This is a genomic window from Pseudomonas sp. rhizo25, assembly GCF_031931935.1.
GTDB classification, from domain to species: Bacteria; Pseudomonadota; Gammaproteobacteria; order Pseudomonadales; family Pseudomonadaceae; genus Aquipseudomonas; species Aquipseudomonas synxantha.
Genome location: NZ_JAUJXA010000004.1, coordinates 230,478 through 250,081, shown reverse-complemented (window position 1 = coordinate 250,081; position 19,604 = coordinate 230,478). Strand labels below are relative to the sequence as shown.

Sequence of the window (19,604 nt, the reverse complement as noted above, 5' to 3'; positions counted from 1 at the left end):
CATATCACTGCGGGTTGGCACGGATGCTGGAGAGCAACGATTTCAGGTTGGCAGCCTTGGGCTTGACCAGCCAGAAACGACGCAGGTAATCATCGAGGTTCTCGGCGAGTTCCCGGCCCCATTCGCTGCCGGTTTCCTCGACATACTCGTCCAGCACGTGCTGCAAGTGGTTCCGGTAGGACTCCATGGCTTCACCGCTGATCCGCTGGATCTCGACCAACTCGTGGTTGACCTTGTCGACGAAGGTATTGTCCTGGTCGAGCACGTAGGCGAAACCGCCGGTCATGCCCGAACCGAAGTTGTACCCGGTCTTGCCCAGTACCGCGACAAAGCCGCCGGTCATGTACTCGCAGCAGTGATCGCCGGTGCCTTCCACCACGGTGTGGGCACCGGAGTTACGCACGGCGAAGCGCTCACCGGCAGTGCCGGCGGCGAACAACTTGCCTCCGGTGGCGCCGTACAAGCAGGTGTTGCCGATAATGGCACTGTCCTGGGTCTTGTAGACGCTGCCGGTCGGCGGAACGATGACCAGCTTGCCACCGGTCATGCCCTTGCCCACGTAGTCGTTGGCGTCGCCTTCCAGGTACATGTGCAGGCCGCCGGCGTTCCACACGCCGAAGCTCTGGCCCGCCGTGCCTTTGAAGCGGAAGGTGATCGGCGCTTTCGCCATGCCTTGGTTGCCGTGCTTGCGTGCGATTTCGCCGGAGATGCGTGCGCCGATGGAACGGTCGCAGTTGCAAATATCCAGGGCAAATTCGCCACCGCTGGCGTCATTGATCGAGGCGCTGGCCATCTCGACCATCTTCTCGGCCAACAGGCCTTTATCGAACGGCGGGTTGCGGTCCACTTGGCAGAATTGTGGCTTGTCTGCCGGGATGTGATCGCTGCCCAACAGCGGTGTCAGGTCCAGGTGTTGTTGCTTGGCGGTCTGGCCTTGGAGGATGTCCAGCAGATCGGTACGCCCGATCAGCTCTTCCAGCGAACGCACGCCCAGCTTGGCCAGCCACTCACGGGTTTCTTCGGCGACGTAGGTGAAGAAGTTCACCACCATGTCGACGGTGCCGATGTAGTGATCCTTGCGCAGTTTTTCGTTCTGAGTCGCCACGCCAGTAGCGCAGTTGTTCAGGTGGCAGATGCGCAGGTATTTGCAGCCCAGGGCGATCATCGGCGCAGTACCGAAGCCAAAGCTTTCGGCGCCGAGGATCGCCGCCTTGATCACGTCGAGGCCGGTTTTCAGGCCGCCGTCGGTCTGTACCCGCACTTTGCCGCGCAGGTCGTTGCCGCGCAGGGTCTGGTGGGTTTCGGCCAGGCCGAGTTCCCATGGCGCGCCGGCGTACTTGATGGAGGTCAGCGGCGAAGCGCCGGTACCGCCATCGTAGCCGGAGATGGTGATCAGGTCGGCATAGGCCTTGGCCACGCCGGCGGCGATGGTGCCGACACCGGCTTCCGCCACCAGCTTCACCGAGACCAGGGCCTGGGGGTTGACTTGTTTCAAGTCGAAGATCAGCTGCGACAAGTCTTCGATTGAATAGATGTCGTGGTGCGGCGGTGGAGAGATCAGCGTCACGCCCGGCACCGCATAACGCAGCTTGGCGATCAGGCCGTTGACCTTGCCGCCTGGCAGCTGGCCGCCTTCACCAGGCTTGGCGCCCTGGGCCACCTTGATCTGCAGCACTTCGGCGTTGACCAGGTATTCGGGGGTAACGCCGAAACGACCAGTGGCGACCTGCTTTATTTTCGAGCTCTTGATGGTGCCGTAGCGCGCCGGATCTTCGCCGCCTTCACCAGAGTTGGAACGCGCACCCAAGCGGTTCATGGCCTCGGCCAGGGCCTCGTGGGCCTCGGGCGACAACGCCCCCAGGGAAATACCGGCAGAGTCGAAGCGCTTGAGGATCGATTCCAGCGGCTCGACTTCGCTGATGTCCATCGGCGTGTCCAAAGTCTTCACCTTGAACAGGTCGCGGATCATCGACACCGGGCGGTTATCCACCAGGCTCGTGTATTCCTTGAACTTGGCGTAGTCGCCCTGCTGCACGGCGGCTTGCAAAGTGCTGACCACGCCCGGGTTGTAGGCGTGGTATTCGCCACCGTGCACAAACTTGAGCAAGCCACCTTGCTGGATCGGCTTGCGCGCACTCCAGGCCTCCAACGCCAAGGCTTTCTGCTCGGCTTCGATGTCGACGAAACGTGCGCCCTTGATGCGGCTCGGCACGCCACGGAAGCTCAGCTCGCAGACTTCTTCGGACAGGCCGATAGCTTCGAACAACTGGGCACCACGGTACGAGGTGACAGTGGAGATGCCCATCTTCGACAGGATCTTCAACAGGCCCTTGGTGATGCCTTTACGGTAGTTCTTGAACACTTCATAGAGATCGCCCAGGACTTCACCGGTACGGATCAGGTCGCCGAGCACTTCGTACGCCAGGAACGGATACACCGCCGACGCGCCGAAACCGATCAGCACTGCAAAGTGATGCGGATCACGGGCGGTAGCGGTCTCAACGAGGATGTTGGAGTCGCAACGCAGGCCCTTTTCGGTCAGACGGTGGTGCACCGCGCCGGTGGCGAGCGAAGCGTGGATCGGCAGCTTGCCTGGCGCGATATGGCGGTCGGTCAGCACGATCTGGGTACGCCCGGCGCGCACGGCTTCTTCGGCCTGGTCGGCGACGTTACGCACCGCAGCTTCAAGACCGAGGCTCTCGTCGTAGTTCAGGTCGATGATCTGGCGGTCGAAACCTGGACGCTCCAGGGTCATCAGCGAGCGCCATTTGGCCGGGGAGATGACCGGCGAGCTGAGGATCACGCGGGAAGCGTGCTCAGGCGACTCCTGGAAGATATTGCGCTCGGCACCGAGGCACACTTCCAGGGACATCACGATGGCTTCGCGAAGCGGGTCGATCGGCGGGTTGGTGACCTGGGCGAACTGCTGGCGGAAATAGTCGTACGGGGTGCGCACGCGCTGGGACAGCACGGCCATCGGCGTATCGTCGCCCATGGAGCCGACGGCCTCGTAGCCTTGTTCGCCAAGCGGGCGCAGCACCTGGTCGCGCTCTTCGAACGTGACCTGGTACATCTTCATGTACTGCTTGAGCTGGTCGATGTCGTAGAAAGCCGAACCGTGGTCGTTGTCTTCCATGGTCGCCTGGATGCGCAGGGCGTTCTTGCGCAGCCATTGCTTGTACGGGTGACGAGACTTCAAGCGGTTGTCGATGGCGTCGGTGTCGAGGATCTGCCCGGTCTCGGTGTCCACGGCCAGGATCTGGCCCGGGCCAACGCGGCCTTTGGCGATCACATCTTGCGGCTTGTAGTTCCACACGCCGATTTCCGACGCCAGGGTGATGAAGCCGTTGGTCGTGGTGACCCAACGCGCAGGGCGCAGACCGTTACGGTCGAGCAGGCACACCGCGTAGCGACCGTCGGTCATGACCACGCCGGCCGGGCCGTCCCAGGGTTCCATGTGCATCGAGTTGTATTCGTAGAACGCCCGCAGGTCCGGGTCCATGGTCTCGACGTTCTGCCACGCAGGCGGAATGATCATGCGCACGCCACGGAACAGGTCGATACCACCGGTGACCATCAGTTCGAGCATGTTGTCCATGCTGGAGGAGTCGGAACCCACGCGGTTGACCAGCGGGCCAAGCTCTTCGAGGTCCATCAAATCGTTGGCGAACTTGGTGCGACGGGCCACGGCCCAGTTGCGGTTGCCGGTGATGGTGTTGATCTCGCCGTTGTGGGCGAGAAAGCGGAACGGCTGGGCCAACGGCCATTTCGGCAAGGTGTTGGTGGAGAAGCGCTGGTGGAACACGCAGATCGCGGTTTGCAGGCGCTCATCGCTCAGGTCCGGATAAAAGGCGGTGAGATCCGCCGGCATCATCAGGCCTTTGTAAATGATGGTCTTGTGGGAAAAGCTGCAGATGTAATGGTCAGTGTCGGCGGCGTTAAGCACCGACGAACGACGACGGGACGTGAACAGCTTGATCGCCATGTCCTGGTCGCTCAGGCCGTCGCCTGCGATGAACACTTGTTCGATCTGCGGCAGGCGCTCCAGGGCCAGGCGGCCGAGTACGCTGGTGTCGATTGGCACTTTGCGCCAGCCGACCAGTTGCAGGCCGGCAGCAACGATCTCGCGGTTCATGTTCTCGCGAGCGGCTTCGGCTTTTACCGGGTCCTGGTTGAAAAACACCATGCCCACGGCGTACTGCTTGGGCAGGTCGGCCGCAAAATGCTCTTTGGCGACAGCGCGCAGGAACTGGTCGGGCTTTTGAATCAGCAAGCCGCAACCGTCACCGGTCTTGCCGTCGGCGTTGATCCCACCGCGGTGGGTCATGCAGGTCAGGGCCTCGATGGCCGTTTGCAAAAGGGTATGACTGGGCTCGCCCTGCATGTGGGCTATCAGGCCGAAACCGCAGTTATCCTTGAATTCATCGGGTTGGTACAGACCTGCTTTCATAGACACTTTCTCACCAGGCTGCCTCTTATTTCGAGGCAAATTTCTTTTCAATTCAACCGGTTACCTTCCACGCCGAACGTACGCCGGCTTAGCGGGGGCAAAAGGGAGGTCATTGTACACACCGACACAGACGCTCACAAATTTAGCGACGAAATGTCGCAAATCTATGTCGCATTTATGAAAGGTTTAAAGCGATATGCTGTGCTAGTCAAAACTTTTTTAATTCTGACCGCTACGACTCAAAAGCTACTGTGGCGCAGACACCACAAAGCGCGCGGTCCTTGCGGGGGACTGCACGCCTTGCGATTGTTTTTTGAGGTGCCGGGAGGGCGGCCTGGGTAAGGCCGCCGGATCTTCAGCGAGTTGCTGCCAGTTCTTGTTGAACGCTGGCAACAGTGCGAGGCCAAGGTTTACCAGCCTGAACCTTCGCTGGCAAGGCCTTGATGGCAGAATCGGCTGCGGCGCGGCTTGGGAAGCTGCCGTAGGTGATCACGTAGAGAGGCTTGCCGTTGAGCACTTTCTTGAAATAACGGTACTGGCCGCCCTGCTCCTTGACGAACGCCTGGGCGTTGGCCTCGGAGCTGGTGCCGAGGATTTGCACCACGAAGTTGCCGGTAGGCTGGCTGCTGTACCAGCTGCTGCCAGCGGCGCCGGCCTTGGCCACGGTAGCGGCTGGTTTTTCAGCAGGCTTGGCCGCGGGTGCCGGTGCCGGCTTGGCAACTGGTGCTGCGGGCTTGGCTGTCGCGACCGTCGGCGCCGGGGTCGGCTTGGCAACTGGCGCAACCGGTGCGGCAGGCGCTACTGGGGTTGCTGGCGTGCCGGCCGGTACGCCCGCTGGTGGCGCGGTGGTGGTCACGGTCGGCGGCGTGGCACTGGAGCCTTCCACCGGCACACCGTCATCGCCTTCAGAAATGCCACCGGCTTCTTCGGCGAGCGGGCCACGCATTACAGGCTGACCAACCATCGGCAGGTTGGTCGGCTGGCCGGAGTTGGCGAACTCGACGTTTGGCGTGGGCTTACCCAGTGGCAACTGCGCCTGCTCAGTTGGCGCGCCGGTCGTTGTCGGTGCTTTATTGCGGCCCGGGATCAACCAGGCGGCGGCAACAGCGACCACGACAACGGCAGAAATAGCCAATACGTGCTTCTTAGGCATAGTGAACCCCATCTTTGGACGCTTGACCGCTGAGCGGCTGGCAATCATGGCTTCGATCATTGCATCGCGGGCAACCTGGTTGATGTTGCCAGGCCAGCCATCGGAGCTTTCGTGAATATCAGAGATCTGCGCAGCGGAGAAAAGTTCGATACCCGCCCCGGCGCCTTCAAGGCGTTGAGCCAGGTATTCGCGGGTTTCTTCCTCTTCGTAGGGCTGCAGCTCAATGACGTGGAACAGCTCCTGATCACCGCTGATCTGCTCCAGATCGGCGATCAACGACGACTCGCCAAACAGGAACACGTGGGGACGACCTTCCGGCGTGCCCGCAGCCAGCGCCAGCAGCGCTTCGAGGGCAGATTCGTCAAGCTGCTCGGCGTCGTCCACCAGCAGATAGACTTCCTGGCCGGTCAGGCCCAGTTGCACCACCTGCTTGAGAATCGCGTTTGGCTCGGCATTGGCCACGTCCAGCGCCTGGGCCACCTGGCGCAGTACGCCTGCAGCATCGCCGGCGCCACGGGCCGAGACCACCACACTTTGCACCGATTGCTTGTTAGTGCTGGCGACCAGCGCCTGGCGCAGCAAGGTCTTGCCGCTGCCCAACGGGCCGGTGACCACCAGCAGCAGCTGGCTGTAGCGTGCCAGGTGGTGCAGTTGCCCCAGCACGGGCTTGCGCTGGGCCGGGAAGAATTTGAAGCCAGGCACCCGTGGAGCGAAAGGGTCATGGCTCAAGTGATAATGGCCGAGGAACGCCTCGTCGGCATGCAAACTAGTCATCGGGATCTTATTAACCTTTAAGCTGGGCCAGGGCGCGGTAATCCGCTCCCAGCGTGGCCTGTAAAATCTCTTTCGGATAATCGTCGGTCACCACTGCCTCGCCCATGTGGCGCAACAGCACCAGTCGCAGTCGACCGTCGATCACTTTCTTGTCTATTGCCATATGTTCGAGGAAATCGGCCTCGGTCATCTCCGTCGGCGGGATGACCGGCAAACCGGCGCGCTGGAACAGGCGAATGCCACGATCGCGCTCCTGGGCGCTGATCCAGCCCAGGCGCTGCGACATTTCCAATGCCATCACAGTGCCAGCCGCTACGGCTTCCCCATGCAACCACACACCATAGCCCATGTGCGTTTCGATCGCATGGCCGAAGGTATGCCCCAAGTTCAGGGTGGCGCGTACGCCAGACTCCCGTTCGTCGGCATTCACCACCAGCGCCTTGGCGGCGCAGGAGCGGGAAATCGCTTCGGTCAGGGCCACCTGGTCGAGTGCGCGCAGGGCATCTACGTGTTCTTCGAGCCAGGTCAGGAAGGGCTCGTCGCAGATCAGCCCGTACTTGATGACTTCCGCCAGGCCCGCCGACAGCTCCCGCGGCGGCAAGGTGTTGAGGGTGGTGGTATCGATCAGTACCGCTTGGGGCTGGTAGAACGCACCGACCATGTTCTTGCCCAGCGGATGGTTGATACCGGTCTTGCCGCCCACCGACGAATCGACCTGGGACAACAGGGTGGTCGGCACCTGGATAAAGTCCACGCCGCGCTGGTAGCAGGCCGCGGCAAAACCGGCCATGTCGCCGATCACACCGCCGCCCAGGGCGACCACGGTGGTTCGACGGTCATGACGCGCAGTCAGCAGGCCATCAAAGATCAGTTGCAGGGTTTCCCAGTTCTTGTGGGCTTCGCCGTCTGGCAACACCACAGAGATCACCGAATACGCCGCAAGGCTGCGGCTCAGACGCTCAAGATACAGCGGTGCGACCGTTTCGTTGGAGATGATCGCCACCTGCCGACCGGCAATATGCGGCGCAAGCAGCTCGGGCTGGTCCAACAGGCCTTCGCCAATGTGGATCGGGTAGCTGCGCTCGCCTAGATCGACCTTAAGTGTCTGCATGTGTCCCCGCGTTGAAGATATATTGACGACCGGCAACGCCGTGATCCGACACCGCCTGATAGCTCTACGCCACACCTCGCAAGGTCATGGCGCGCCGCCGAGAATAGCGCATTTCGGGCCAGGCTTTAACGGGGCGGCAACCTTTGCAAGCGCTCTAGAATGTCGAGCACCACCATCCGCGGCGGCCGTTCATCGGTTTCCACCACCAGATCGGCGATTTCCCGATACAGCGGATCGCGTAGCGCCAGCAGGTCCCGCAAGGTTTTCGCCGGGTCGGCCGTGCGCAGCAAAGGGCGATTGCGATCGCGGGCGGTGCGGCCCACCTGCTGTTCGACCGACGCGTGCAAATACACCACCCGACCACCGGTATGCAGCGCCCGACGATTTTCATCGCGCATCACTGCGCCACCGCCGGTCGCCAACACCACGCCATCGCAGCCGCACAGTTCGGCAATCATCGCCTGCTCGCGGTCGCGAAAGCCCAGCTCGCCTTCCTTATCGAAGATCCATGGGATATTGGCACCCGTGCGCAATTCAATTTCCTTATCGGAGTCTTTGAATGGCAGGCGCAGCTCTTTGGCCAGCAAACGGCCGATGGTGCTCTTTCCAGCACCCATCGGTCCTACAAGAATCAAATTTCGCACAGAATCAACGACTCACAGCAATCGCCTGGTTATTCATAATACGCGGAGTCAGGAATACCAGCAGCTCAGATTTTTTCTCCGACAGCACATTGCGCCGGAAAAGGCGGCCAAGATACGGTACATCGCCCAAAAATGGCACTTTATCTACCACTTTGCTTTGGGTATTAGAGAAAACCCCGCCGATGACAATGGTCTCGCCATCCCGGACCAGCACCTTGGCGTTGACTTCGTTTTTCTTGATCGGCGGCACGTCGTTGAGCCGGTTCAAATAGTCAGGCTCGTCCTTGGTAACCTTGACCGCCATGAACACGTGGTTATCGGGGGTGATTTGCGGCGTAACCTCCAGTGAAAGGGACGCTTCCTTGAACGACACCGAGGTAGCGCCCTGGGAGGTGGACTCCTGGTAGGGAATCTCGGTGCCCTTGAGGATGCGTGCGGTCTCTTTATCGGACGTGACCACCTTGGGCTGCGAAACGATTTCGCCGTTGCCGCTTTTCTCCATCGCCGTCAGTTCAAGATCCAGCAATAGGTTGTCGGTGATGTAGGCGATACCCAGCCCCGACGTGCCGGTCAGCGAACCCAGGTCGACGAAGGGTGAGCTGGGCGGGCTTTGCGGGGGCTCGGCGCCGTCCGCCACGGGCTTGGAAATACCCCCGGCGCCCCAGTTGCCGCGGCTGAGCCGCCCACCCCAGCGCACGCCCAGGCTTTTGTCGTAGTCGACATTAGCCTCGACGATTCGCGCCTCGATCATCACCTGGCGTACCGGGATATCCAACTGCGCCACGATGCGCCGCAGCTCTTCCAGCCGTTCGCCGGTCTGGTAGGCGATGATGTTGTTGGTGCGGTCATCCACCGCCACCGAGCCGCGTTCATCCGTGGCACCTTCAAAGCCGGTCATCGACTGGAACAGCTTGGCCAGGTCCGCAGCCTTGGCGTAATTGACCTGCAATAATTCCCGACGCAAGGGTGCCAGCTCGGCCATCTGCTTGCGCGACTCCAGCACCAGCAGTTCGCGAGCGGCCAATTCATCGGCGGGCGCCACCAGCAACACGCCAGCCTTCACCCGCTTGTCCAGGCCCTTGGTTTGCAGCACCAGGTCCAGCGCCTGATCCCAGGGCACGTCCTTGAGCCGCAGGGTGATCGAGCCCTGCACCTCGTCGCTGGTCACCAGGTTGAGCCCGGCGACATCGGCGATTTGCTGCAATACCGCGCGCAGGTCGATGTCCTGGAAATTGAGGGTCAGTTTTTTGCCCGTATAGCTGACCGGCAAGGCACTGTCAGGCGGCGGCAGGTGGATCAGGTCCGGGCGATTGGGCACAGCGGCAGCCATCGGTGCCGTGAACGCTATCCATAGCGCCACACCGAAGGACGAGAAAGTCCTTTTCATTGTTAGATTCCGTTATGAATTGACGTTCAGCATCAGGGTTCGCGGGCGCTCCAGCCATGCGCCCTGTTCATCGGGGAACAGCTCGACCAGTTCGACATACCCGTCTTGAATGGCCGTGACCTGGCCATGGTCCGGCCCAAGGTAATCACCGACCGCCAGCCGGTGCACCCGTGACCCCACCCGCAGCAAGGCGAAAGCCTGCATGTCATTGGATAGTGTGCCGACCATTTCGAACTGATCGATGGGCATGCCCTCCAGCATCCCCCGTGGCCGGGTGAGATCCGGCGAAAGCGCCGGCCGACCGGGCGCGCGGGCGACCTGCAAGGTGGGCGACTGGAACGGATCGCGCAGGGCCGTAGGGTCGTAGACAAATCGCGGGCCTGACTCAAGCGCCTGGCGGACCTTGTCGCTTGGCGTGGTGCCCCGATAGGTCTTGGCCAACATTTCCAGACGCAGCAAGGCACCCTCAGGCCGAAGCGTGACATCCTGCACGGTGACGACCCGCTGCAGCCCACCCAAGGCACTGACGAACGCCGCCAGGTCGTGGTAGGCCCCAGTGGCGCCCACCTGCATAGGTTGCCCTGTGTAGAGTTGACGGGGCTCTTCTTCGAGCACCGTGATGCCCTCCACCCATATACCGTTGGCAACCGCCAACCGGGCCACGTCTTCGAGCAAGGCAGGCACTTCGGACTCTGCGGGCAACTGCCGCAGAAGGCCTGCGAGCTTATTCTCCATCGCGCGCAACCGCTCAGTGCGCACTTCAAGAGTGGCGGCCAATCCGGTTTTTTCTGCAAGCTGCTGTTGCAGCACATGCCCTCGCGCCTCGACCCCCTGCAACCGCCCCCGCGACGGGCCCAGGTACACAACCTCTCCCACCAGCAACACCAGGACGGCCAGCGCACAGCCGAGCAGGACCCTGCAGGGCAAGGGCCATTTGGCAGCGTTGTGGGAAAGCGTGAAAACGTCGAGCCTGGACAGGCTCATGGTTGCGCCTCGACAGTTTCCCCCTGGCGAACCATCAGCTGGAATTCACTTTCGCCGCGCTCACCTTCGGCCTGCACGCGCTCCAGACGAGTCGCATGAGCCCCTTGCGTGGCCTCGAGCCGACGCATCAACTGGGCGATATCCTGGTGGCTTTCAGCACTGCCGCGGATGCTGATGGTATCGCCATTCGCCACCACCTCATGCAGATGTACGCCCTCGGGCACTGCGCGAGCCAACTCATCGAACAGCCGGGCACCGGAAGAACGGGCGTCGTGCAGATCCTGCACAACCTTCATGCGTTCGGCCAATTGCTGGCTGCGCTCCTGCAGGTCGTCGATGGTCCTGATCCGTGAATCCTGTACGCCAATGTCCTCACCCAAGCGATTGTTTCGACTTACCTGCCGATCTATCGCTTGGTCGATCACCTGGCCAGCCAACCAGACTGCAGCCAGTGCCAGGCAGGCAAACACCAGCAACAGCACCAGGAAATACCTGCGCCTGCGTTCCGCCAGCGCCTGGCGCCAAGGCAAAAGATTGATTCGTATCATCCAGCGAAACTCCTCAGGGCCAACCCGCAAGCCACTCCCATCCCTTGGGCATCCACGGCCCATTGTGCGCCATCGACTCGATGACCCGGCGCGAAGCTGGCAAAATCCTGACGGCAAGCGCGCTCCAATGCAAACTCTTCCACATCTACCACCCGCGGCACCAGCCCCGCCTGGGACAAAACCGTTTCACGCGCCTCGACCTGCTCGCGCAGGCACGCCGCCAACATCACTTGGACCCATTGTGGCCCCTGGGCCGACGGGCCCCAGACCTGAAAGTCGATGGCCACCTCATCCAATGGATAAGGAATGAACTGATCGGCTTCCATCTGGATCGTCCAGGCCATTTCCTCATCGCTGAGCCCTGCGTCCATTTCGATCAACCGCGTGATCACCGAAGGCCCCCCCACCGCCACGGCTGCATGCCGGGCCGAGGGACGCAAGCGCGATAATGCCTGCAGCAATGCCCGCCCCGCGCCTTCGAGGTCCAACAGGGTACCATCGACCACCGCATGGGCCGCCAGCGCCTGGGTCACGTAGCCCTGGACGCTGAAAACGCCCGCTGAACGGCCCAGCTCTACCAGCTTGATACTGCTGTCATTGATATCGACGCCCAGGACGGTGTCGACTTTTCGCCTGAAAATTCCCTTTCCCATAAAACTCCCCAAAACTTTCCCTGTCATACCGGCTGTCGTATCGTCTGATTGCTGCCAGGCACCTTGCATCCGGTCGGCTTGCTCAAGGCACGCGAATGACGCCCCAAGCTGAAAAATGCTTTAATGCCCAGCGTTTTTTCCCGCTTTTATCTGCTGCCCGGGTCGATCCATCGTTAGCCATGCATGCCCCGACGCGTAACTCATTCTTTTCTCTGGAAATCCAAAAGCCTTGATTCGTCTGCTGAAGTTTTTCGGGTACTCCATTGTCGCCATCGTCTGCGGGCTGCTGCTCGTACTCAGCGGGGCCTACCTCTACCTTAGTCCGGGTTTGCCTTCCGTAGAGGCCCTCAGAAGTATCCAGTTGCAGATTCCTTTGCGGGTCTACAGCAGCGATGAAAAACTGATCGCGGAGTTCGGCGAAATGCGCCGCACACCGATCCGTTTCGCCGATATTCCGCCCAATTTCATCAGCGCCTTGCTGTCTGCCGAAGACGACAATTTCGCCAACCACTACGGCGTCGACCCCAGCAGCCTGGTGCGTGCAGCCACGCAGTTGGTAAAAAGCGGACACATTCAATCCGGCGGCAGCACCATTACCATGCAGGTGGCGAAGAACTTCTTCCTTACCAGCGAGCGCAGTTTTTCCCGCAAGGCCACCGAGATCCTGCTGGCACTGCAGATCGAACGTCAGCTGACCAAGGACGAAATCCTCGAGCTGTATGTCAACAAGATCTACCTGGGCAACCGCGCCTACGGCATCGAGGCCGCCTCCCAGGTCTACTATGGCAAGTCGATTCGTGACGCCAGCCTGGCGCAGATGGCCATGATTGCCGGCCTGCCCAAGGCCCCGTCGCGCTTTAACCCGCTCGCCAACCCGGCGCGCAGCAAAGAGCGGCGCGACTGGATCCTGGGGCGCATGTACAAGCTGGGCAAGATCGACCAGGCCGCCTACGAAAGCGCTGTGGCCGAGCCGCTGAACGCCAGTTATCACGTGCCGACGCCAGAAGTGAATGCGCCGTATATCGCCGAAATGGCTCGTGCCGAGATGGTTGGGCGCTATGGCAGCGACGCCTATACCGAAGGCTTCCGGGTGACCACGACGGTTCCGAGCAACTTGCAGGAAATCGCCAACAACTCGGTGCATGAAGGCCTGATCACCTATGACCAGCGCCACGGCTACCGCGGTCCGGAATCGCGCCTGCCCGGCAAGACCCTGAGCGCGTGGACCACCGAATTGAGCAAGCAGCGCTCCATCAGCGGCCTGGACCCGGCCATCGTCACCCAGGTGACAAAAGACGGCATCCAGGTGCTGACCCGTACCGGCGAAGCGCATGTGGCATGGGACAGCATGAAATGGGCGCGGCCGTTCCTGAATACCAACAGCATGGGGCCGATGCCCAAGCAACCGTCCGACGTGGCGCAGGTGGGCGACTTGATTCGCGTGCAACGTCAGAAGGATGACAGCCTCAAGTTCAGCCAGGTGCCGGTCGCCCAGGGCGCCCTGGTGTCCCTGGACCCGCAGAACGGTGCGATCCGTGCATTGGTCGGCGGTTTTGCATTCGAGCAGAGCAACTACAACCGCGCCACCCAGGCTAAGCGCCAGCCGGGTTCGAGCTTCAAGCCATTCGTCTACAGCGCCGCGCTGGACAACGGCTACACCGCCGCCAGCCTGGTCAACGACGCGCCGATCGTGTTTGTCGATGAATATCTGGACAAGGTCTGGCGCCCGAAGAATGACACCAACACCTTCCTCGGCCCGATCCGTATCCGCGAAGCGCTGTACAAGTCGCGCAACCTTGTGTCGATTCGCCTGTTGCAGGCAATGGGCGTGGGCAAGACCATCGACTACATGACACGCTTTGGCTTCGCCAAGTCCGACCTGCCGCCGAACCTGTCCCTGGCCCTGGGTACCGCGACTCTCACGCCGATGGAAATCGCCACCGGCTGGAGCACCTTCGCCAACGGCGGCTACAAGATCACGCCGTATCTGATCGACAAGATCGAAAGCCGCAATGGCGACATGCTGTTCACCGCCAACCCACCGCGGGTGCCGGGCGACGTGGTCAATGGGGTGGCAGCGACCGATGGCCTCGCGGCACCGAGTAATGGCGGCATCACCATTGAACCAACCCCAGGCACGACGCCTGCGGCAACCGCCCCCGCGACCACCGAACCGCAAGCCCCGGCAGTTGCCGAGCGCATCGTGGATGGCCGTACCACCTATATTCTCAACAGCATCCTGCAAGACGTGATCAAGAAGGGCACCGGCCGCCGAGCACTGGCCCTGGGCCGCGCAGATATTGCCGGCAAGACCGGTACTACCAACGAATCCAAGGACGCCTGGTTCTCTGGCTATAACGGCGACTACGTGACCACTGTGTGGACCGGCTACGACCAGCCTGAAAGCCTGGGCCGCCGCGAGTTTGGCGGCACCGTCGCCCTGCCGATCTGGATGAGCTACATGGGCGCGGCCTTGAAGGACAAGCCTTTGCACACCCAACCGGAACCGGAAGGCATCCTCAGCCTGCGCATCGATCCGATCAGTGGACGTGCGGCTTCGCCGAGTACGCCGAATGCTTACTTCGAGCTGTTCAAGAGCGAGGACACGCCGCCGTCGGTCAACGAGCTGGGCAATGGCGTGGCACCGGGCAGCCCGCTGCCGGCGGATGAAGGCGCGCCGATCGATTTGTTCTGACCCGATCCAAGACGCAACATAGATCCAAATGTGGGAGGGGGGTTGCTCCCGATGGCGGACTGTCAGTCAATGAATATGGCGACTGATACACCGCCATCGGGAGCAAGCCCCCTCCCACATTTGACCTCTATCGGCTTCAAGAGAATTGCCATAAAAAAAGCCCCGACTCATTCGAGCCGGGGCTTTTTGTTGGTGCGCTACAACAGCTTAGCCGTTGAACACATCATCCACGCTCTGCAGCGGGTAGTGCTTCGGATACGGCAGGGTCGCCACGCCGGTCTCGATGGCGGCTTTGGCCACGGCATCGGAGATCAGGGTGATCAGGCGCTTATCCATTGGTTTCGGGATGATGTACTCACGACCGAATTCCAGCTTGGCGCCACCGTAGGCGTCGCAGACATCCTGAGGCACTGGCAGCTTGGCCAGTTCACGCAGGGCGTTGGCGGCGGCCACTTTCATTTCTTCGTTGATGCGCTTGGCGCGTACGTCCAGGGCTCCACGGAAGATGAACGGGAAGCCCAGAACGTTGTTGACCTGGTTGGGGTAGTCCGAACGACCAGTGGCCATGATCACGTCGCTGCGGGTGGCGTGGGCCAGCTCAGGCGAGATTTCCGGGTCTGGGTTGGAGCAGGCGAACACGATCGGGTTCGGTGCCATGGACTTCAGGCCTTCGGCGCTCAGCAGGTTCGGGCCGGACAGGCCGACGAACACGTCGGCACCGTCGAGGGCGTCAGCCAGGGTGCGCTTGGAGGACGGATGGGCAAACATCGCCTTGTACTGGTTCAGGTCGGTACGCTCGGACTGGATCACGCCCTTGCTGTCGACCATGTAGATGTTTTCCAGCTTGGCACCCATGCTGATGATCAGCTTCATGCAGGAAATGGCCGCAGCGCCGGCGCCGAGGCAGACAATCTTCGCCTCGCCCAGGGTTTTGCCAGCGATTTCCAGGGCGTTGATCATGCCGGCTGCGGTAACGATGGCGGTGCCGTGCTGGTCATCGTGGAATACCGGAATGTCGCACTGCTCGATCAGGGCTTTTTCGATCTCGAAGCACTCAGGTGCCTTGATGTCTTCCAGGTTGATGCCACCGAAAGTGATGGAAATGCGCTTGACCGTGTCGATGAAAGCCTGCGGGCTCTCGGAATCGACTTCGATGTCGAAAACGTCGATGCCGGCAAAGCGCTTGAACAGCACGCCTTTACCTTCCATGACTGGCTTGGAGGCCAATGGGCCGAGGTTACCCAGGCCGAGGATCGCGGTGCCATCGGAAATCACTGCAACCAGGTTGCCCTTGCCGGTGTACTTGTACGCCAGTTCCGGGTCACGGGCGATTTCACGTACGGGCTCGGCAACACCAGGGCTGTAGGCCAGCGACAGGTCGCGAGCGGTGGCAGTGGCTTTGGTGAGCTCTACACTCAGCTTTCCTGGACGAGGATGGGCATGATATTCGAGAGCGGCAGTTTTCAAATCAGACATATCGGCATTCCGCTTTTACTGTTGGTCGACGGACCGCCGAGGATACGCGCGTAGCAATTTACCTACAAGACTGGGCAGTCACGGGTGTCAAGGGCCCTGGGCTACGACTTTTGGCCAAGAGCCACGGGATACAAGGGCTCAACTGTTCACAATCGAAATAAAAAATGTCTACAATTTTTTTATTCAAGACGTTGATTTCAGCATGCTGGGGTCGGTCAGTGGCAGTAGCCAGCGTGACTGGCCTTTTTTCAGGCCGCCGCGTCGCAAGCGATCCTGCACCCAGCCACGCGCCTCGATGGTACGCCCTTGCAGACCATTGAGCAGGGTCGCGTCGAAACGACTGATCAGATCGGGTGCAATGCGTAATACCAATGAGCCCTGTAATTCAATCCAAATGCCACCGCGATTGCGCTCGATCTTGCTGACCCGGCCAGTGATCAAAGCAAAGCCGGAATGCTTGAGTTGCCCAACGGTTTGCACTGGCGTTTGGCGCCATAGGCCGAGCCGCGCTTGGCGGGCGCTGTTTTCGGCGGCCTGCTGGCAGGCGACCAGGTCCACATTCGGCGCCACGCCCACCTGGAAACCCAGGCCCTCAGCCAACAATTGCGCCTCCAGGTTCTCACCGTTGGCGCCGTAAAGATGGGCCAGGGTGCGACCGTAGTGATCCTTGCCCTCGCGCCCCGGCACCAGACCGACACGCCCATCGCTGGCCTGCACCAGCGCCTGTAGACGCTGGCGGGCGGCGACGGCAAATGGCTCGTCAGCGCGTCTCTTCTTGCCGGTTTCCGGCGTATTGAGGCCGATCATGCGCACGCTGCGGCCATCCTTGAGGCGCACGGTGTCGCCGTCCACCACCCGCTGCACCTCGACACGCACCACAGAGGCCGGTGCGGGGCAGAATGCTTCGGCCCGGGCGGTCGCCAGCCAAATGCCAGGCACAAAAAAGGCGCCCACAAGGGACGCCTTTTTCAACAGCTGGCAAAAGCCCATAAGGCTCTTGAACCTTACTCTGCTGGAGTAGCAGCAGCAGGCTTCTTGCCGAAAGCACCAAAGCGATCTGCGAAGCGCTGTACACGGCCGCCGGTGTCCAGAGTTTTCTGCTTACCGGTGTAGAACGGGTGGCACTCGTTGCATACGTCAGTACCCAGTGGCTTGCACAGGTTCGAACGGGTTTCGAACTTGTTGCCGCAGCTGCAGGTGACTTCGATGGTTTCGTACGCTGGATGGATATCGGCTTTCATGGCACTTCCTCGGGCTAGCGTGCCGCCACTCGACACTATTGTCGAATACCGCACGTAATTAGGCCGCGGATTCTACCAGACCTTTTTAAACGCGCAAGCGGCAACACTATTTGCTTGTAAAGATAAAAGCGCCTTTCATCAGAAAAGCGAGGCATACCCAAGCCCCCCCTCGTCTGCTAGGCTCGCGCCCCTGCACCACCGCCTGCCTTTATATGAGACCCCTCGCGTGCCCGACGCCATTTTGCGCCTAGCCCTGCCCTCGCCCCTGCGCCGCCTGTTCGATTACCGGGCTCCGGCCGGGGTGCTGCGGGCGCAGTTGCAGCCGGGGATGCGCGTACGCGTGCCGTTCGGGCGGCGTGAGATGATCGGCATCCTGGTAGAAGTCACCGATCACAGCGAAGTCCCGGCGGAGAAACTCAAACCGGCGCTGGCCATCCTCGATACCACGCCACCACTGCCGCCTGAGCTGTTCAAGCTGTGCCTGTGGACCGCGCAGTATTACCAGCACAGCCTCGGCGATACCTTGAGCTGGGCTTTGCCGGTGCTGCTGCGCCAGGGCGAACTGGCCGAAGCGCGACAGGAACGTTTCTGGTCGATGGCGCCCGGTGCACGCCTGGACGACCCGCGTATCGCCCGCGCCCCGCGCCAGCGTGAAGCCCTGGCCACACTGGCCCAGCATCCCCATGGCGTCGCCCATCAGCTGTTAAGCAAGCTGATGCTGAGCAAAGACAGCCTCGACCTGCTGTTGGCCAAGGGCCTGGTGCAGGTGGAAATCCGCAAGCACGCCCCCGACCCGCGCCACGAACACTGGCTGGCCCAACCGGAATTGCCGCTCAACCCCGAGCAACGCGCCGCGTATGAGGCGATCCGCGCAGGGTTCGACAGTTTCCATGCGTTCCTGCTGGCCGGCGTCACCGGCAGTGGCAAGACCGAAGTGTATCTGCAACTGATCCGCGAAACCCTGCAGGCCGGCAAGCAGGCACTGGTGCTGATCCCCGAGATCAACCTGGGCCCACAGACCCTGGCGCGTTTCGAACAGCGCTTCAACGCCCGCATCGCCCTGGTGCACTCGGCGGTCAATGACCGTGAGCGCCTGGAGTCGTGGCTGGCGGCGCGGGACGGTGAGGCCGACATCATCATAGGCACCCGTTCGGCGCTGTTCACCCCGATGAAGAACCCCGGGCTGATCATCATCGACGAGGAACACGACGGCTCCTATAAACAACAGGAAGGCCTGCGCTACAACGCCCGCGACCTGGCACTGGTGCGCGCACGCCAGGAAGACATCCCGATTGTGCTGGGCTCGGCCACGCCGTCCCTGGAAAGCCTGCACAACGCCTACACCGGACGCTACGGGCTGCTACGCCTGAATGAGCGCGCCGGCGGTGCCAAGCAACCACGCTTCCTGCGCCTGGACGTAAAGAGCCGCCCGCTGGACAGTGGTATCTCCGGCCCGATGCAACAGGCCATCGGCCAGACCCTTGCCGCAGGCCAACAAGTGTTGGTGTTTCTCAATCGCCGTGGCTTTGCCCCGACGCTGCTGTGCCATGACTGCGGTTGGATGTCCGGGTGCGAACGCTGCGATGCACGCATGACCGTGCACCAGCGCTATGGCGAACTGCGCTGCCACCACTGCGGCCATGTAGAGCGGGTGCCACGCCATTGCCCGCAGTGCGGCAAGGTCGACCTGCGCCCGGTAGGGGCCGGCACCGAGCGCGCCGAGGAGCGCCTGGGCATTCTGTTTCCGGATTACCCGGTGCTGCGGGTCGACCGCGACAGCACCTCGCGCAAAGACGCGATGAACCAGTTGTTTGCCACCATTCAGAAAGGCCAGCCGTGCATCCTGGTGGGCACGCAAATGCTTGCCAAAGGGCATCACTTCCCGCGGGTGACCCTGGTGTCGATCCTGGACGCCGACGGCGGGTTGTTCTCCGGGGATTTCCGCGCCAGCGAACGCATGGCGCAGTTGATCGTGCAGGTGGCAGGGCGCGCCGGACGGGCCGAAGAGCCGGGCAGGGTGATTATCCAGACGCACCTGGCCGACCATCCATTGCTGATTCAACTGACGGAACAAGGCTACTTTGCCTTCGCCGAGCAGGCCTTGAGTGAACGCCGCGCGGCCGGCTTGCCACCCTTTGCGCACTTGGCATTGTTGCGTGCCGAGGCGCATAAACCGGGACAAGCCGAAGGTTTCCTGGATGAAGCCTGCAGTGCCGCCGAGGGTTTGCTGGGTGAATTGAGTCTGAGCGGCATCGAATTGCTCGGGCCGGTACCCGCCCCCATGGAGCGTCGCGCCGGACGTTATCGCGCTCAGCTACTCTTGCAGGCAACCTCCCGTGCGCCGCTGCATCGGCTATTAAGTCGCTGGATGCTTGAGCTGGAGCAAATACCCAGCGGCCGACAAGTGCGATGGTCACTGGATGTAGACCCGGTAGATTTGTACTGATCCACCCACCACTGTAGGAGCGAGCTTGCTCGCGAAAAACTC

At 61.5% G+C, this 19,604-nt stretch carries 13 protein-coding genes; 2 read left to right on the top strand and 11 right to left on the bottom strand.

What is annotated here, in order from left to right:
- Positions 1–4: 4 nt before the first annotated feature.
- From gltB to pilM, 8 genes are all read right to left on the bottom strand, one after another.
- Positions 5–4,450: a glutamate synthase large subunit gene (gltB, locus tag QZR30_RS11015; protein WP_311903296.1), complete on the bottom strand. Its 4,446-nt coding sequence runs from the start codon at positions 4,448–4,450 to the stop codon at positions 5–7.
- 355 nt (positions 4,451–4,805) lie between these two features.
- Positions 4,806–6,377, bottom strand: coding sequence for an SPOR domain-containing protein (locus QZR30_RS11010; protein ID WP_046070561.1), 1,572 nt, complete (start codon positions 6,375–6,377; stop codon positions 4,806–4,808).
- Positions 6,378–6,387: 10 nt separating this feature from the next.
- Positions 6,388–7,488 carry a 3-dehydroquinate synthase gene (gene aroB / locus QZR30_RS11005; RefSeq protein WP_046070560.1) on the bottom strand — a complete coding sequence of 367 codons (1,101 nt, stop codon included), beginning with the start codon at positions 7,486–7,488 and terminating at the stop codon, positions 6,388–6,390.
- Positions 7,489–7,613: 125 nt separating this feature from the next.
- Positions 7,614–8,132: a shikimate kinase AroK gene (gene aroK, locus QZR30_RS11000; RefSeq protein WP_046070559.1), complete on the bottom strand. Its 519-nt coding sequence runs from the start codon at positions 8,130–8,132 to the stop codon at positions 7,614–7,616.
- 4 nt (positions 8,133–8,136) lie between these two features.
- Entirely contained in the window at positions 8,137–9,462 is a 1,326-nt protein-coding gene (locus QZR30_RS10995; RefSeq protein ID WP_311903354.1) for a type IV pilus secretin PilQ, read from the bottom strand.
- A gap of 69 nt (positions 9,463–9,531) precedes the next feature.
- Positions 9,532–10,503 carry a pilus assembly protein PilP gene (locus tag QZR30_RS10990; protein ID WP_311903295.1) on the bottom strand — a complete coding sequence of 324 codons (972 nt, stop codon included), beginning with the start codon at positions 10,501–10,503 and terminating at the stop codon, positions 9,532–9,534.
- Complete coding sequence (locus QZR30_RS10985; RefSeq protein ID WP_046070556.1) at positions 10,500–11,051, bottom strand: PilN domain-containing protein; 552 nt, start codon at positions 11,049–11,051, stop codon at positions 10,500–10,502. The genes QZR30_RS10990 and QZR30_RS10985 overlap by 4 nt, the downstream gene beginning before the upstream one ends.
- Complete coding sequence (gene pilM, locus QZR30_RS10980; RefSeq protein WP_046072635.1) at positions 11,048–11,704, bottom strand: type IV pilus assembly protein PilM; 657 nt, start codon at positions 11,702–11,704, stop codon at positions 11,048–11,050. Before pilM ends, QZR30_RS10985 begins: the two co-directional genes overlap by 4 nt.
- 232 nt (positions 11,705–11,936) lie before the next feature.
- Between pilM and QZR30_RS10975 the strand changes: the two genes are divergently transcribed.
- Entirely contained in the window at positions 11,937–14,399 is a 2,463-nt protein-coding gene (locus QZR30_RS10975; RefSeq protein ID WP_419178872.1) for a penicillin-binding protein 1A, read from the top strand.
- A gap of 207 nt (positions 14,400–14,606) precedes the next feature.
- Here the strand turns inward: QZR30_RS10975 and QZR30_RS10970 are convergent, their stop codons facing one another.
- From QZR30_RS10970 to rpmE, 3 genes are all read right to left on the bottom strand, one after another.
- Entirely contained in the window at positions 14,607–15,875 is a 1,269-nt protein-coding gene (locus QZR30_RS10970) for a malic enzyme-like NAD(P)-binding protein (protein WP_034117342.1), read from the bottom strand.
- A gap of 183 nt (positions 15,876–16,058) precedes the next feature.
- Positions 16,059–16,865: a thermonuclease family protein gene (locus tag QZR30_RS10965; protein WP_274357735.1), complete on the bottom strand. Its 807-nt coding sequence runs from the start codon at positions 16,863–16,865 to the stop codon at positions 16,059–16,061.
- A 14-nt stretch (positions 16,866–16,879) separates the two neighbouring features.
- Positions 16,880–17,116: a 50S ribosomal protein L31 gene (rpmE, locus tag QZR30_RS10960; protein ID WP_003237330.1), complete on the bottom strand. Its 237-nt coding sequence runs from the start codon at positions 17,114–17,116 to the stop codon at positions 16,880–16,882.
- 226 nt (positions 17,117–17,342) lie between these two features.
- On the opposite strand from rpmE, the gene QZR30_RS10955 reads away from it, so the two are divergent.
- Complete coding sequence (locus QZR30_RS10955; protein WP_311903294.1) at positions 17,343–19,562, top strand: primosomal protein N'; 2,220 nt, start codon at positions 17,343–17,345, stop codon at positions 19,560–19,562.
- The last annotated feature ends 42 nt before the right edge of the window (positions 19,563–19,604 follow it).